The 15246-nt window shown below is 61.9% G+C and carries 15 protein-coding genes; 5 read left to right on the top strand and 10 right to left on the bottom strand.

Going from position 1 to position 15246, the window contains the following annotated elements:
• Window positions 1–39 precede the first annotated feature (39 nt).
• Window positions 40–420: a hypothetical protein gene (locus OKC44_RS20915; RefSeq protein ID WP_024946339.1), complete on the bottom strand. Its 381-nt coding sequence runs from the start codon at window positions 418–420 to the stop codon at window positions 40–42.
• A gap of 197 nt (window positions 421–617) precedes the next feature.
• On the opposite strand from OKC44_RS20915, the gene OKC44_RS20910 reads away from it, so the two are divergent.
• Window positions 618–1997 carry a bifunctional NUDIX hydrolase/phosphatase PAP2 family protein gene (locus tag OKC44_RS20910; protein ID WP_270814898.1) on the top strand — a complete coding sequence of 460 codons (1380 nt, stop codon included), beginning with the start codon at window positions 618–620 and terminating at the stop codon, window positions 1995–1997.
• Window positions 1994–3079 carry an AI-2E family transporter YdiK gene (ydiK, locus tag OKC44_RS20905; RefSeq protein WP_017410775.1) on the top strand — a complete coding sequence of 362 codons (1086 nt, stop codon included), beginning with the start codon at window positions 1994–1996 and terminating at the stop codon, window positions 3077–3079. The genes OKC44_RS20910 and ydiK overlap by 4 nt, the downstream gene beginning before the upstream one ends.
• A 311-nt stretch (window positions 3080–3390) precedes the next feature.
• Here ydiK and OKC44_RS20900 read toward each other — a convergent pair whose 3' ends face one another.
• From OKC44_RS20900 to OKC44_RS20885, 4 genes are all read right to left on the bottom strand, one after another.
• Window positions 3391–3957 (bottom strand): hypothetical protein, encoded by a 567-nt coding sequence (locus OKC44_RS20900; RefSeq protein WP_270814895.1) that lies wholly within the window; start codon window positions 3955–3957, stop codon window positions 3391–3393.
• Between the two features lie 85 nt (window positions 3958–4042).
• Complete coding sequence (locus OKC44_RS20895; RefSeq protein ID WP_270814894.1) at window positions 4043–4291, bottom strand: hypothetical protein; 249 nt, start codon at window positions 4289–4291, stop codon at window positions 4043–4045.
• Window positions 4292–4366: 75 nt separating this feature from the next.
• Window positions 4367–4651, bottom strand: coding sequence for a hypothetical protein (locus OKC44_RS20890; protein WP_270814893.1), 285 nt, complete (start codon window positions 4649–4651; stop codon window positions 4367–4369).
• Between the two features lie 416 nt (window positions 4652–5067).
• On the bottom strand, window positions 5068–6186 hold the full coding sequence (locus OKC44_RS20885; RefSeq protein ID WP_270814892.1) for an agmatine deiminase family protein: 1119 nt from the start codon (window positions 6184–6186) through the stop codon (window positions 5068–5070).
• Window positions 6187–6353: 167 nt separating this feature from the next.
• Here OKC44_RS20885 and OKC44_RS20880 point away from each other — a divergent pair, with 167 nt between their 5' ends.
• Both OKC44_RS20880 and dhaR read left to right on the top strand, forming a co-directional pair.
• Window positions 6354–7247 carry a LysR family transcriptional regulator gene (locus OKC44_RS20880; protein WP_270814891.1) on the top strand — a complete coding sequence of 298 codons (894 nt, stop codon included), beginning with the start codon at window positions 6354–6356 and terminating at the stop codon, window positions 7245–7247.
• Between the two features lie 67 nt (window positions 7248–7314).
• A complete protein-coding gene (gene dhaR, locus OKC44_RS20875) occupies window positions 7315–9225 on the top strand; it encodes a dihydroxyacetone kinase operon transcriptional regulator DhaR (protein ID WP_270814889.1) in 1911 nt (636 codons plus the stop codon).
• A gap of 95 nt (window positions 9226–9320) precedes the next feature.
• On the opposite strand, the gene OKC44_RS20870 is transcribed toward dhaR, so the two are convergent.
• From OKC44_RS20870 to OKC44_RS20850, 5 genes are all read right to left on the bottom strand, one after another.
• The gene (locus tag OKC44_RS20870) at window positions 9321–10403 is read right to left on the bottom strand and encodes a glycerol dehydrogenase (protein ID WP_139749572.1); all 1083 of its coding nucleotides are present in this window, start codon (window positions 10401–10403) and stop codon (window positions 9321–9323) included.
• Between the two features lie 138 nt (window positions 10404–10541).
• Window positions 10542–11258 carry a dihydroxyacetone kinase phosphoryl donor subunit DhaM gene (gene dhaM / locus OKC44_RS20865; protein WP_073352063.1) on the bottom strand — a complete coding sequence of 239 codons (717 nt, stop codon included), beginning with the start codon at window positions 11256–11258 and terminating at the stop codon, window positions 10542–10544.
• Between the two features lies 1 nt (window position 11259).
• Complete coding sequence (dhaL, locus tag OKC44_RS20860; RefSeq protein ID WP_016352257.1) at window positions 11260–11889, bottom strand: dihydroxyacetone kinase subunit DhaL; 630 nt, start codon at window positions 11887–11889, stop codon at window positions 11260–11262.
• 15 nt (window positions 11890–11904) lie between these two features.
• Window positions 11905–12975, bottom strand: coding sequence for a dihydroxyacetone kinase subunit DhaK (gene dhaK, locus OKC44_RS20855; protein ID WP_158196496.1), 1071 nt, complete (start codon window positions 12973–12975; stop codon window positions 11905–11907).
• 231 nt (window positions 12976–13206) lie between these two features.
• Window positions 13207–14565, bottom strand: a complete 1359-nt coding sequence (locus OKC44_RS20850; protein ID WP_070169624.1) for an NCS2 family permease — start codon at window positions 14563–14565, stop codon at window positions 13207–13209.
• A 226-nt stretch (window positions 14566–14791) separates the two neighbouring features.
• Between OKC44_RS20850 and OKC44_RS20845 the strand changes: the two genes are divergently transcribed.
• Window positions 14792–15124, top strand: coding sequence for a cupin domain-containing protein (locus tag OKC44_RS20845; RefSeq protein ID WP_270814884.1), 333 nt, complete (start codon window positions 14792–14794; stop codon window positions 15122–15124).
• Window positions 15125–15246: the final 122 nt, after the last annotated feature.

The following is a 15246-nucleotide window of genomic DNA, read 5'->3' as shown; positions in this document are numbered from 1 at the left end:
AGGCCACCCGAGGGTGGCCTGTTTCATGGTGCGATCCGCTCACTGGAAGTGGTGGTCGTGATCGGACTTCTTGGTCTGGGCACTTTCGCTGTGCTCGATGGCGGTGCGGATGAGGTCCACCCCGGCACGGATGATCAAGACCCCCATGTTGACCAGCTTGACACAGACCCACATGAAGGTGATGAGCAGGATCAGCTTGAGCACGGTCTGGAACGCTTCCAGGAAGTTCTGCTCCAGCTGGCCGGTCAGGCCGCTGGCGCTGGTCATCAGCCAGGTGTAAACCTCGCGCACGAAGGGGATGCGGCTCGGCATCTCCAGCACGTCCAGCGCGGCAGGCAGGGCCTGGAAGATGACGATGCTGCCGAACAGGATCAGGATGACGCCGATGGCGATACCCAGAAAAAAGCCAAACTGTTTCATGGAAGGTCCCAAGGTTTGCTGCATGAAAATAACATAGCTGCCAATACTAGGGACTGCCTCTCCCCACGGCAATCCTTGCGCAGCCGGCCGGCCCCTCGCCAGGCCGCCCCAAGTAGCGAAGCCTGACTTGAAACCATTGCCCAACTATCTGATTTCTGTGACGCTTGTGCCCATTCTCCCTCACTCGTCAGGCGGTCATGTCGCGCTACTGTTTTTTGCTGTTCTGCCTCCTGCTGGCGGGATTGCCCGCCCTGGCCGCGCCAGGCGCCGCCGTCTGCGTCGTCAAACATCAACAACAGCTGTTGCTGGTACAGGACAGGGTCTCGTCCCGCTACAGCCTGACCGGCGGCTACATAGATGCGGGCGAGACGCCGCAGCAGGCGGCGCTGCGGGAGCTGTACGAAGAGACCGGCCTGCGGGGCCGGGTCATCGCCGAGCTGGGGTCATGGCAGCGCGCTCTGCTGTTCGCCTGCCAGACTCTGGAACCCATTCGCGCACAGACCGGTTCTGGCTTTGTCTCCCTGCTGCGGGCCCCCAATCTGGGCGGCGAGATCCTCAATGCCAGGCTGATCGCTCCGGTCCGGTTGCCGGATGATCAACACCGCTTTCCGGCGCAGCTCGACTGGCTGGCCCCCCAACTGGCCGCCATTCCCGACAGCCCCGTGCTGTGGCAGCCCGATTTTCGTGGCGAGGGCAATGCACTGCACCAAATGGAAGTGCCGCTGATCCACCAGCTGCAAACCTGGCTCGGTGCCCAGGTGCGCTGGCTCGAGCTCAGCAATCTGTTCGGTTCAGCCGCCTTTCAGCTTGCCCTGCTACCCTTGCTGCTGCCCTGGCTGGGCTGGCCCCGGGTGCGCCAGTTGCTGCTGGCCATGCTGACCCTCGCCCTGCTGGTGCAGGTGGCCAAGGAGGGGATTGGCTGGCCCAGACCCTTCCACCTCGATCCCGCGCTGGCACAAGGCAGCGCCCAGGGCTTCGGCATGCCGAGCGGCCACGCCGCCTCGGCACTGCTGTTCTGGGGCGCATTGCTCAGAGGGTGCTGGCCCGCCAACCCCTGGCGCAGCACCGTCCTGGCCCTGCTGCTGGCGGCCCTGACCGGGCTGGCCCGGGTCTGGCTCGGAGTTCACTTCCTGTCGGATGTGGCGGCAGGCCTGCTGCTTGGCGCATTGCTGCTGGCCCTGCATCCCCGCCTCGCCAACCTGGCGGCCAAGCCGTGGAGCTGGGCCGGGCTCACCTTCGCCTGCGCGCTGGCCGCCGGGTGGAGCCAATCCTCGGCGCTGGCGGGCCTGGCCACCTTCAGTCTGGGGCTGACCCTTGGCATGTTGTTGCCGCTGCCGCGCACGACGCAGACCGGCTGGCGCCCCCCGCTGCTGGCGCTGCTCGGCGGCCTGCCGCTGGGGGCACTCTGGTGGGCACTGCCGCTCTGGCTGACCAGCTCCTGGCTTATCCTGCTCGGCCAGTGGCTACTTTATTGTTGCCTGGGGCTCTGGTTGAGCGCCGGTCTCTGGTGGATACTCTCACTCGTGAATAATGACCCGCTACCCAAGGGCCCAGGCCCTGACAAGGGATTGCTATGAATATGAAAAAAGTGGATTTGGCCAAGATAACCCTGGGAGTGCTGTTTCTCAGCCTCCTCATCGTCTCCTGCTTCATGGTACTGCGCCCCTTCCTGCCCGCCCTGGTGTGGGCCACCATGATCACCATCGCCACCTGGCCGCTGATGCTGATGGTGCAGCGCCTGCTGTGGGGCAAGCGCGCCCTAGCGGCCCTCAGCATGACCCTGGTACTGCTGCTGATGTTCGTCATCCCGCTCTTCATGGCGCTGGCCAACGTGGCGGAGAAGGCGCCCATGCTAATTGAGCTCGGTACCACCATCAGCCACTCCCCACCTCCCGAGCTGCTCTGGCTGCAGCAGGTGCCGCTGGTGGGCGGCAAGCTCTATGACTTCTGGCAGCAGATCCTGGCGAGCGGCGGTCAGGTGTTGTTTGCCAAGCTGGCCCCTTATTTTGGCCAGACCGCCCGCTGGCTCGCCTCCCAGGCGGGTAATCTGGGGCTGCTGTTCGTCCACTTCCTGCTGACCGTCGGCATCTGCGGCCTGCTCTACCACTCCGGTGAAGTGGTGGCGACCGGCATTCGCCGTTTCGCCCACCGGCTGGCCGGCGAGCGCGGCGACAACGCCACCGTGCTCGCTTCACAGGCGATCCGCGCCGTGGCCATGGGGGTCGTGGTGACCGCCCTGGTGCAATCCTCGGTGGCAGGGCTGGGTCTGCTGATTGCCGGCATCCCCTACACCATGATCCTGGTGGTGGTGATGTTCCTGCTGATCGTCGCCCAGATCGGCCCCTTCCCGGTGCTGCTGGCCTGTGTCGGCTACCTCTACTGGAGCGGCGACACCACCTGGGGCACCTTCCTGCTGGTCTGGTCGCTGCTGGCGGGCACCATGGACAACTTCCTGCGCCCCTTCCTGATCAAACGTGGTGCCGACCTGCCGCTGATCCTCATTCTGGTGGGGGTTATCGGCGGCTTGCTGGCGATGGGGATCATCGGCCTCTTTATCGGCCCGGTAGTGCTGGCGGTGGGCTACACCCTGCTGGATGCCTGGATCAAGGAAGATGACCAACCGGCGACCGCCGCGGTGGAACCACCCAAGGCCCAATAACGATTCGGTCGAAAGACGATTCAGCCATCCATCACTGATATAAAGAGCCGCCCATCGGGTGGCTCTTTTGTGTATTACCGCCCCATGTAGGTTCGATTAGCGAAGCGTAATCGGACGATCGAGATGCCGCCGTCCCGGTATTTCCATGAATCAGCGGCATTTGGCAGAGGGGGAATATGGATGGCCGTTATTGCGGGGAAATGGATTTACGCGAATGTCCGATTACGCCTGACGGCTAATCGAACCTACGGGCTGGAGCGAAGCGTAAGCCTGTCCCATCGGAACGAAGTAAAGCGTTTCTGAAGGCATTGTTAGGTTTGTTGCATCAAAACTTCAATTTCGTTTTGAAGGGCGCTAGTTAGTGGCGAAAGCTCGTTCATAAATCTCAACACAGCATTTTTCCATGCGTCTGATTCTGCACTGAAATTTTGCGAGTGCACCATGTTTTCGATGAAATTTACCGAAGCCATTAAATTCCCCATGTGCGTTTGAAAGCCTTCAATTCTCTTAAATGCAACAGGAAACTGCATTGTGTGCTGAGTAAGATCTTCAAAGGCTCGTGACATTCGGTCAGCAATTTCTTGTTTAGAACCGAAATCAACTCGAGTTCTTGGAACAACACATTTCTCGGCCCAAAAATTCAAATCTCCGACAATCTGTCCAGCCTTTTCTAAGTGCGAGGCCTTTCGTGTATAGAGGTGATTGGCCGCGTGAGCTTCTTTAGAGTAAGCATGGTTCAATGCGGCCAAGGTAGTTGAATGATTACGATTTAAGAGTCCTTCTAGTGCGCTATGTTTATTGCTTAATCTTTGTACAGAAAACGTTGCCAATATAGACATTAAAGCAGCCAATAAACTTCCGATAGTGACGTATTCCATGAAGCCCTCTTAAAATGCTGAAAACCTAACGTCCGTCTAAGGGACTGGAAGCGCCACGCGTTAACAGTCCCTCTTGAGGTATTCGTTAACTGTTTGTCAGTAAGAAATTTGATGCTGAAGTAATATAAGTTCCAAAAATATCAAATAAGTTTCTTGCTGAAGTAATATCAGTAGCAAAGGTACATGCGACACTTGTAACAACGCCATAAGCCGCTTGTCGCCACCCTTCTTTACTTCCTTGATCTAATTTTTCCTTTAACATTTCAAATGACTTTTCTAAGTAGTCCTGCTGAATCTCTGTGAGCTGAACAAGACCTTCAATACGGTCTCTCATTAGATCCATTTGCTTTCTTAGTATTACAACTTCTTTTTCAGTAAAGTCTGTATTATTGCCTTTAAAAAATTGAGATTAATTAAAAATGCTTTCCGCTTCTTTTAATACAGGTAATTTTGTCAATAAAATTCGAGCGCTATCGTAGTCCGCATCGAGAAGCCTAACTTCGAATAAGTCACCAAAAAAACAAGTAAACGCCTCATTTATGCTGAGTGTAGCGCCATCATTTTGGTAGCCTGGTCGACCAACAGAAACGTACCAGTCTAAATTTCCTTTCTTATAATTTAACGTCAAAGAGTGGTCTGGTACAAGCTCTGTAGTGTTTTGTTTTAAAAATATGATTTCTTGGCTCTCGAACAAAATATTTACTCCCATGTAAAAGTAGTCTAATGGTGATTAGATTGAGGGCAGTGCTAATCCGTTAATAGAGCCTTTCATATAACTCCAGTTTGCCCTGATCACCGCCACGAAAAATTCATTTTAAATCACAACATTGCCGACCAATCTCTGGTGCTGAACGTATTCGCCAGACATCTTCCTTTGGCTCTATTTTTGGCCATCGGGCAAAAATACACTCCTCGAGCGGTAATGGAAAGCGCCATCCCGTCTCAGCTACTTGAATAACTCGGGAATGTGACCAAGGTGACACTCCATATGACATAGCTGGCCAAGATACAGAACGGCGGTGGGTCAGGGGCTTGTGGTCAACAGAAATGGGCGGAGACAAATATCCCGGGGCGTGGCAACGCCTCGGGTTATCAGCTGGCAGATGAGGGTCAGGCGGGCTGGTGCAGGGTGATGCAGTGAATCCCGCCGCCTCCGGCGGCCACCGGATCGATATTGATCTGCACGATTTCGCGGCCCGGATAGAGGCGGGTCAGCAACTCGTGGCAGTAGCTGTCGGCGGCCTTGTCGCCAAACTCGGGGGCAATGACGGCGCCATTGATCGGCAGATAGTTGATGTAGCCGGCGGCAAAGTCGCGGCTGCGGCTAAAGCGGTTGTCCCGCCCGTCCAGCGGTGGCGGCAGCACATGCAGCTCCAGCTTGTTGCCGTCCGCATCGGTGGCCTGCTTGAGGATGGCCAGATGCCGGCGGGTCACCTCGTAGTCGTGAGACTGGGGGTCGTTGTCCAGATTGACCACCACCACCCCGGGGCGCACGAAGCGGGCGTAAAAGTCGACGTGGGCATCTGTGATGTCACGGCCCTTGATGCCCGGCAGCCAGATGATTTTGCGCAGCCCCAGATTGGCTTTCAGCTCCGCCTCCAGTTGCGCCTTGCTCACTTCCAGATTGCGGTTGCTGTTGAGCCAGCAGCTCTCGGTCAGGATGGCGGTGCCGTTGCCATCCACCTCGATGCCGCCCCCCTCGCCGGTCAGCTTGCTCTGCAGATAACGGACCTTGGCCTGCTGGCTGACCAGCTCGGCGACGCCGGCATCCTGTTCGTGCTCCTGCTTGTCACCCCAGCCGTTGAAGTTGAAATCCACCAACGCCAGCTCCCCCTCCTCGTTCTGGACGAAGACGCCGCCGGTATCCCGCAGCCAGATGTCGTCCAGCTCGGCGACGACAAAGCGGGTGTTCTGCTCGCCGCAGAGCTGGCGGGCCAGCGCCTGTTCGGTTTCGCGGCAGAGCACGTTCACCTGGGTATAAGGCACCATGGCCTGTACCAGCCGGCCTATGGTGGCCTGCACCGCCGGATAGTCGCTGCCCCAGATGGCCTCGCTGGCGGCAAACGCCACCCAGACCCGGGTCTGAAACGTCGACTCTTCCGGCATGTAGAAGCGGGCGTCTGCCGAGCTGGCGACGGTTGCGGCGGCCTTGGCCTTTGGCAGCGTACCCAGCCCGACCAAGGCGCCGAGGGCGGCCAGCTGTTTCAGAACATGGCGACGGGATGACATGAGATGACTCCTGTGAAAACGGGCTCGAACCTGAGCGTCCGGGCCCAACAAAAGGGGGATCAAAAACAAGCGCTGTTAATCGAATCACGCTGAGTAATAGACTATCCGCTGCATGGATGGCGAACAAACGATCGATTTTCCGTAAAAGTGATAAGTGGAGCTAATCAATGGTGTTCAAGCAGTGGCCCCCGCTCAACGTGCTGCGGGGCTTTGAGGCGGCGGCCCGGCTCGGCAGTTTTCATCAGGCGGCGCAGGCGCTGCACCTGACCCAGTCCGCCATCAGCCAGCAGATCCGCTCGCTGGAGGAGCTGCTGGGCCAGCCGCTGTTTCACCGGCAGGGGCGCTCGGTCGCCCTCACCGATGCGGGGCAGGATCTGCTGGAGACCACCCAGAGCGTGCTGCTGCAGCTGGCGATGGGGATCCAGCGGCTGGAGCAGTACCGCAAGCCCAACCAGCTGGTGCTCAACACCAGCACCGCCCTCGCCCGCCACTGGCTGCTGCCGCGGCTGGGGGCGTTTCATCGCGCCCATCCCGAGGTCGATCTCTGGCTGTTCACCAGCGACGAAGAGCCCGACATGGCCGAGCAGACCATCGATCTCGCCCTGCGCTGGGAACTGGCTCCCCAGGCCGAGTGCCGCCACCAGCTGCTGCTGGCAGACCACCTGCTGCCGGTGGCGGCCCCCGCCGTGCTGGCGCTACCTGCGGCAGAGCGCACCACTCTGCACGGAGAGCGGGAGCTGGACTGGCACCACTGGACCCTCAAGGGTGGAGAGGATCTGCACCTGCAGACCCGGGGGCTCAACTTCTCCGATCCCGGCCTCTTGCTGGACGCCGCCTGCCAGGGGCTCGGCATCGCCCTGGTGAGCGAGCAGCTCTCCCGTCCCGCTCGTCAGCAGGGGCAGCTGTTGCCGCTCTCTACCCACAGGGTCAAGGGGCCGCAGTGGCATCTGCTGGTGCATCAGGAGAGCGAGACCATGCCGGAGTGCCGCGCCTTCTGTCGCTGGCTTGAGTTGCAGTTTGCCGACCCGGCTCCCGCCGAGGATGGTTTGCCATCCCTCTGAGGCAGGTCACTGAATCGGGTCGGCAAGGGTGGTTAAATGGGCGTTCGTCTCTTTGCCGGATCTTGTCGTGACCATCCTGTCCGCCTCCATACCGCCAGCCCGGGCCTGGCCTGACTATCTGCAAGCCTCCTGGCTGCGCTGCGCCCACCAGACCAGCGCCACCCTCTGGCATCCGCCCCACAGCGCCAAGGGGCAGACCTTGCAGAGCCTGCGCCAGCGCAAGCGCGACCTGCTCACCACCGGCGAGATGGCGCTCGAGGATCTCTACGAATTCATGGAGGGGCGCCCCTGCGCCCTGCTGCTCACCGACGAGAGCGGCTGCCTGCTGGCCCAGACCGGCCACCCCGACACGCTAGCGGAGCTGGCAGTGCTTGGGTTTGGCCCCGGCGCCTTCTTCAGCGAGGGGCGCATCGGCACCAATGCCATCAATCTGGCGGCGCTGGAGGGGATGCCACTCTGCATCAGCGGTGCCCAGCACTTCAACCAGACCCTGCACCCCTGGCACTGCTGCGCCAGCCCGGTCTACAACAGCAACGGCCGTCAGGTCGCCATCATGGCGCTGACCTGCAAGGTGGAAGAGGCGAGCGCCGGCGATCTGGCACTCACCGTCAGCGCCGGGCGCGAGCTGGCCCACCTGCTGCAGATGGAGACCCTGATGCAGGAGTCCCAGCACCACCTGAGCGAGCTCTACGCCCTGCTCGACGGCATGGATGACGGCGTGCTGGCCTGGGACCCGCAGGGCCGGCTGCGCTACCTCAACGCCCTGGCGGCCAGGCGGCTGCGGCTCGACCCGGATCTCTGCCTCGGCCAGCCGCTGGAGCAGCACCTGCTGCTGCCCCAGCGGTTGCAGCTCGCCATCAAGGGGCAGACCACCCTGAGCCACGTGGAGGTAACCCTGGAGCGGGTGGGCGGGCAGGAGGCGGAGTTCATCAGTGCGCTGGTGAGCCTCAAGCCGCTGCCCGGGCCGGACGGCGTCAGCTTTATCGTGCTGCTGCACCCGGTCGATCGGCTGCGAGCCATCCATCAGCTGCGGCAGACGGTGCCCGAGCTGTCGGCGCTGGTGGGGGAATCGAGCGCCATGCGCAAGCTGCTGCGTTACGCCAGGCAGGCGGCCCAAAGCCCGGGCCCCATCCTGCTGCGCGGCGAGGAGGAGGTGGGCAAGGCCCAGCTGGCGGAGGCGATTCACTTTGGCAGCGAGCAGGCCGCCGGCCCGCTTGTCACCCTCAACTGCCAGGCGCTGCCAAGCGAGCGGATGGCGCTGGAGCTGATGGGCTCTGACGAAGCAGGACAGGAGCGGGCCGGCAAGTTCGAACTGGCCCACGGTGGCACCCTGGTGCTGGAGCAGGTGGAGTGCCTCTCTGCCCCCATGCAGGCGGCGCTGCTGCAACTGCTCAAGACCGGCCGCCTCCAGCGCTTCGACTCGGCCCGTATCCTGCCGCTCAAGGTACGGATCATCGCTACCAGCAGCGCCGCGCTGGAGCAGAAGGTGCAAGAGGGGCACTTCGGGCGGCAGTTGCTCTATGCGCTGCAGGCGTGCGAACTGTGGCTGCCGAGCCTGCGCGAGCGCACTGCCGATCTGCCGGGCCTCATCAGCCAGCAGCTGGGGGCGCAGGGGCGCGAGCCGGGGCGCCAGTTCAGTCCGGCGGCCCTCGACTGCCTGCTCGCCTACCCCTGGCCTGGCAACCTGGGGGAGCTGCGCAGTGCCATCGAGCATGCCCTGCTCCACTCCAGCCAGCCGCAGATCCCGCCCGAGGCGCTGCCGGCCCCCATTCGCCACGGCCATCAGCTGGTGGCGGACGAGGTGGTGGGACAACCACTGCTCACCCTGGCCGAGCTGGAGCGTCAAGCCATCTTGCGCTGCGCCCACGCCTGCAAGGGGCAGGTGAGCCAGATGGCCCAGCAACTGGGGATCGGCCGCACCACCCTCTGGCGACGGCTGAAACTGCTCGAGATCGATCCCGCCGACTATCACGGCTGACGATGAGCCGAGCTTTCGCCAACAGACCCACTGAAAATAAAAAGGCCCCGCAGATGCGGGGCCATCTTTATATGGCAAGGTCAGCCGTGGCCCGGTTACAGCCCCAGCTGGTGGGCGGTGACGATGGCCGCCAGCACGTCCTCGGCGGTGACCTTGAACGGCATGTTGTGGATGGTCTCCCCTTCCGCAGTGGAGGCCTTGGCCACGTCCATCAGGCGCGCCATGTCCAGCTCCTTGACCCCCATCATATGCAGGTTGGTGGGCAGGCCGATCGAGCGGCAGAAAGCCAGCACGGTTTCGATCTCCGCCATCGGCGCGTTCTCCAGCACCAGCTGCACCAGGGTACCGAACGCCACTTTCTCACCGTGATAGAGGTGGTGACACTCGGCCAGCTGGGTCAGGCCGTTGTGAACGGCGTGGGCGGCGGCCAGACCGCTGCTCTCGAAGCCGATACCGCTCAGATAGGTGTTGGCCTCGATGATGTTCTCCACCGCCTTGGTGCAGAGCCCCTGCTCCACCGCCAGCTTGGCCTTGTAGCCATCGGCCAGCAGGGTCTTGTAGCAGAGCTCGGCGATGGCCTGCGCCGCCAGGGTGGAGGCGCCACCGGCCATGGTCTGGCAACCGGACACCTTGTTGGCGCGCGCCTCGAAGTAGGTGGAGAGCGCATCCCCCATGCCGGAGACCAGCAGCCGCACCGGGGCACGGGCGACCACGCCGGTATCCATGATGACCATGTTGGGGTTGGTCGGGATCATCAGGTATTCGCTGAACTGCCCTTCCGGGGTGTAGATGACCGCCAGCGCACTGGTGGGGGCATCGGTGGAGGCGATGGTCGGCACTATGACCACAGGCACCTGCTGGTAGAAAGCGACCGACTTGGCGGTATCCAGCGTCTTGCCGCCGCCGATGCCGATGATGACGTCAAACGGGGTCTGCTTGCAGCGCGCCAGCAGGCGGTCGATCTCGGGGCGCGAGCACTCGCCGTTGAAGCAGTCGAACTCGGGCTGGATGCCTGCCCCGTGGAAGCTGGTGGCCACGGTATCGCCAACCAGCTTGGTGACGAAGGCGTCGGCCAGGATCAGCGGCTTGGCGCCGAGCGCCTTGACGTAGTTGCCGATGTTGGCGAGGGCCCCGTTGCCTTGCACGTATTTGCTGGGGCTGATGATGATGCGGTCCATATTTTATCCCTCTCTCTAGTTCATAAGACATCTTTTGAAACTAACAGGGGCGAAGGGGCGGCAGTGCCGGGGACTCCTTCGTCTTGAATGGGGCTGCACCGGCTCAGCGAGCGGGTGCAGCGCCTTGAAACAGTGGCGTCAGTCGCCGAAGCGCTCCGCAGCCAGCTGCTGGAAGCAGGCCAAGGCGGCCTCGGCATCCTCCCCGCGCGCCAGCAGGGTGAGCCGGTCACCCTGGCGCACGTTGAGCATGGTGAGCCGGGTCAGGCTGCGGGGGTTGGCCTCTTTATCCTCTTTTTGCAGCCTGAGTTCGGCGGCAAAAGGCTTGAGTGCCGCCACCAGGCGGGCGGCGGGGCGCACATGCAGGCCGTGGGGATTGTCCACCACCACCTCGCAGCGCAGCCAGCCGTCGTCGGGGGCAGGAGCGGCCTCGACATCCTGCGGCTCCGCCTTGCCCGTCAGCATCGCCTGTTTCGGGCCCAGCGCACCGAGCGCCTCGGCGGCGACCTCGTCCAGCGTCAGACCGGATCCGGCCGCCACCACGGCGGCCAGGGTGCCCTCGACCAGCGGGGCCGGGCAGAGCCGCACCCGGGCACTCAGTTCCGGGGGCAACAGCTCGAGGGCGGTTTCAGCGCTGAGCAGGGCGCTGCCCAGATCCATCAGTACCAGCACGCCGCTGCCGTCGTCCGCTTCTTCAATCGCACTCATCACGGCGATGGCGTCGGTGCCGATGGGGTGGTCGGGGTCATCGACCCCGGCCGCCAGCAACAGTTTCGCCGGGCTACCCAGCTGGTCGGCCAGCGCTTTCAAGCCGGCTGCCAGCATGGCGCTGTGAGAGACCACTACGATTCCGATCATGTCACAACCTCGCTCTGTCACGCAGGGCGGTCAGCAGCAGCAGGGTCGAGGTGGCCCCAGCATCCTGATGGCCGATGCTGCGCTCGCCAAGGTAGCTGGCGCGCCCCTTGCGGGCCTGCATCTGAATGGTGGCCTCGGTGCCGGCGGCAGCGGCCGCCACCGCCTTGTCCAGCGCCTCGGGCAGCGGCAAGCCTTGCTGCTCTGCCTGCTGCAGGGCGGCCAGGGCCGGCCACCAGGCGTCGCACATGGTCTTATCACCCGGCTCGGCGCGGCCGCGCGAGACGATCCCCTCCACCCCGTCGCTCAGCATCTTGCCAAGCTGGCCGAGGGTCAGGCTCTGGCAGGCATCGCTGCTGGCCGCGGCCCGGATGAAGAAGGTGCCGTAGAGCGGGCCGCTGGCGCCGCCGACCGAGGAGAGCAGGGTCATGCCGGTGGTTTTCAGTACCTGGCCGATGTCCTTGTCCGCCACTGCCGGCAGCTTTTCGGCCACCTTGGTAAAGCCGCGCTGCATGTTGAGGCCGTGGTCGCCGTCGCCGATGTCGGTATCCAGCGCCGTGAGGTAGTCACGCTGCTCGGTGAAGATGTGTTCGCAGTCGAGCAGCCAGTTGACGATCTGATGTTTGCTTAACATGGGAATGAGGACTCCTTAGCAGCCACGGCGCAAGGCCGGGGTGTGAACGGGGGCATCCCACAGGGTCATCAGCTCGTCATCCACCTTGAGCAGGGTGATGGAGATGCCGGTCATGTCGAGGGAGGTGCAGTAGGGGCCGATCAGGTTGCGCACCAGATGGATGCCAGCCTCTTCGCACAGGGTGGCGAGTCGACCATAGACGCCGTAGAGCTCGGAGATGGGAGTGCCGCCCAGGCTGTTGACCAGTGCGATGACGCGATCGCCCTTGTTGAACGGCTCGATGAAGGTGTGCTCCTCCTGCCAGCTGCCGGAGGCTCTGTCCCAGTGGCGCAGGGTACGGCCATAAGGAGTGTTGTCCGCCAGTTCATTGAACATGTCACCCACCAGGGTGTCGAGATTGGTGAAGGGACGGCGCGCTATGCCCGGCTCGCCATGAATGCCCACACCAAATTCCAGCTCGTTGTCCGCCAGGGTGAAGGAGGGCTTGCCAGCGGCCGGTACGGTACAGGCGTGGGTAGCGACGCCTATGGTGCGACTCTGGTTGTTGATGCGGCGGGCCAGCGCCTCACAGCGCGCCAGATCGTAGCCCGCCTCGGCGGCGGCACCGACCAGCTTCTCGCACAGCACGGTCGTGGCGACACCACGACGGCCGGCGGTATAGAGGCTGTCTTTGACCGCCACGTCGTCATCGATGAGGGCGAAGCCCACCTTGACCCCGTCACCGTGCAGCAGCTCGACCGCGGTCTCGAAGTTGAGCACGTCCCCGGTGTAGTTCTTCACCAGAAACAGCACGCCGGCACCGCCGTCGACCGCCTGGCCGCACTCATACATCTGATCCGGGGTCGGCGAGGTAAAGATCTCGCCGGGGCAGGCACCATCCAGCATCCCCTTGCCCACCAGACCGCCGTGCATCGGCTCGTGGCCGCTGCCACCACCGGAGACCAGCGCCACCTTGCCCATCACGGGGGAGTCGGCACGGGTGATGTAGTGTGGCTCGATACGGACCTTGAGCTCGGGGTGGGCGGCCGCCATCCCCATCAATTGTTCACGGACCACGGCATCGACGGCATTGATCAGTTTCTTCATGGCTCACTCCTTGGCTTGCCACCACACGGGTAGGCAGATGGTTGATGGAGCCAGTCTAACGACAGAAATCAGGATAAAAATAACCGGGAGTTTGGTTCGGATCTGAAACGGCAGAAGGGTGGTCGGCGTTTCAATCTGAAACAGCGCGGAGCCAATATGAGGAAAACTGTTAGCCGTCTCACAGCCAACAAAAAGGGCCCCCGCAGGAGCCCTTCACGTAAACCGGGAGCCTTAGATGGCCCAACCACCGGCATAGAAGATCACCAGTGCCACGGCAATGATCACGGTACCGATATTGAGCTTCTTCCACTCGGCGGCAAACAGACGACCGACGACCAGCGCCACAAAGCCCAGCATGATGCCGGTAACGATGTTGCAGGTGAGCACGATAAAGACGGCGCACAGCATGCCGGAGAGCGCATCGACCGAGTCGTTGAAGTCCAGTTTGGTGACGTTGCCCAGCATCAGCAGACCGACGTACATCAGCGCCGGCGCGGTGGCGTAGGCCGGTACCAGATAGCTCAGCGGCGAGAGGAAGATCATCAGCAGGAACAGCACGCCGACCAGGGCAGCGGTCAGACCGGTCTTGCCACCGGCGGCGGTGCCTGCGGCAGATTCGATGTAGACGGCAGCCGGTGCACCACCGACGGCACCCGCCACCATGCTGCTGACGGAGTCGGCAGTCAGTGCCTTGCCGCCGCTGATGATGTGGCCGCGCTCGTTGATGAGGCCCGCCTGACCGGCCACGGCACGGATGGTGCCGGTGGCGTCAAACACCGCGGTCATCACCAGCGCCAGTACGGTCGGGATCACCACCGGATTGAGGGCGCCCAGCAGATCCATGCTGCCCACCAGAGAGCCCTTCTCGCCCGTCAGGCTCGGCATGGCGAAGAAGCCCTGCCAGGTCACTTTCGGGTCGAACACAAGGCCGAGAATGGAGATGGCGATGATCACCATCAGGATGCCGCCCGGCACCTTGCGACGCTCCAGACCAAAGATGGCGGCCAGACCCAGCACCGTCATGATGACCGGGAAGGCGGTCACTTCACCCAGCTGAACCGGCAGACCGGCACCTTCGTTCTTGATCACCATGCCGACGCCGTTGGTGGCGATCAGCAGCAGGAACAGACCGATACCGATGCCGGTACCATGGGCGATGCCGGAGGGCAGGTTGTCTAGGATCCACTGGCGCACGCCGGTGATGCTGATCAAGGTGAACAGAACCCCCATCAGGAAGATGGCGCCCAGCGCGACCGGAATGCTCAGCCCCTGACCCAGCACCAGGCTGAAGGCGGTAAAGGCGGTGAGGGAGATGGCGCAACCGATGGCCATCGGCAGCTTGGCCCACAGCCCCATCAGCAGAGAGCCGAAGGCGGCGATCAAGCAGGTGGCCACAAACACCGGCCCCTGTTCAAAACCGGCGGCGCCCAGCATGTTTGGCACCACTATGATGCTGTAAACCATGGCCAAAAAGGTGGTCAACCCGGCCAGCAACTCCTGGCGCACGCTGCTGCCGCGCGCAGAAATGGAAAAATAAGAGTCCAAAAAGCCGCCATTCCCTGATTGGGCGGCCATATCTTGCTTTGCCATAACTTGTCCTGAAAGTGTGAAGGAAATCGTTTGCTTTCGTGGCGCGCAAAATAGCAAGAATTTGTCGGAATTGCAGCGAATTCCCTGACTTTTTCATCAAAATGGCCGTAATCGTTCTCGTTCGGGCACGAATTTGCTTGCCTGCCTGTCACGGCTCTCACCTTTATCCACCAGGTTCGCTCCTATACTGCAGAGAACCACTCGCACTGTCAGACGGGAGATACCCATGCACACGCGCAATCTGCTGAACGATATTCCCTCGCCACTGCCTACCGAACTCTTTCAGGATCTGGTCAGCACCAACCACCTGCGGATCGAACGTATCCTCTCCCACGGCCATCAAACCGCCCCGGGTGAATGGTACGCTCAGGATGAGCATGAGTGGATCCTGGTGGTACAGGGGGAAGCCAGCCTGCTGTTCATCGATCCGCAGACCCAGCAACAGCAGCTGGTACAGCTGGGCCCAGGCGATCACATCAACATTCCCGCCCGCCAGAAACACAGGGTGGAATGGACCCATCCCGACATGACCACCGTCTGGCTTTGTGTGTTTTACTGAGTCTCTAGAGGGAGAAAAGGCAATTCGGGGGAAATGATGGCTGTATCGGAAACGAAAAAAAGCCCAGTCGTTAGACTGGGCTTCTTAAGTAGTGGCGGAGCGGACGGGACTCGAACCCGCGA

Origin of the sequence: Aeromonas sp. S41-2 (genome assembly GCF_027705845.1) — a bacterium.
GTDB classification, from domain to species: Bacteria; Pseudomonadota; Gammaproteobacteria; order Enterobacterales; family Aeromonadaceae; genus Aeromonas; species Aeromonas hydrophila.
The sequence above is the reverse complement of the archived record's forward strand: the minus strand, read 5'-3'. Positions and strand labels throughout refer to the sequence as shown.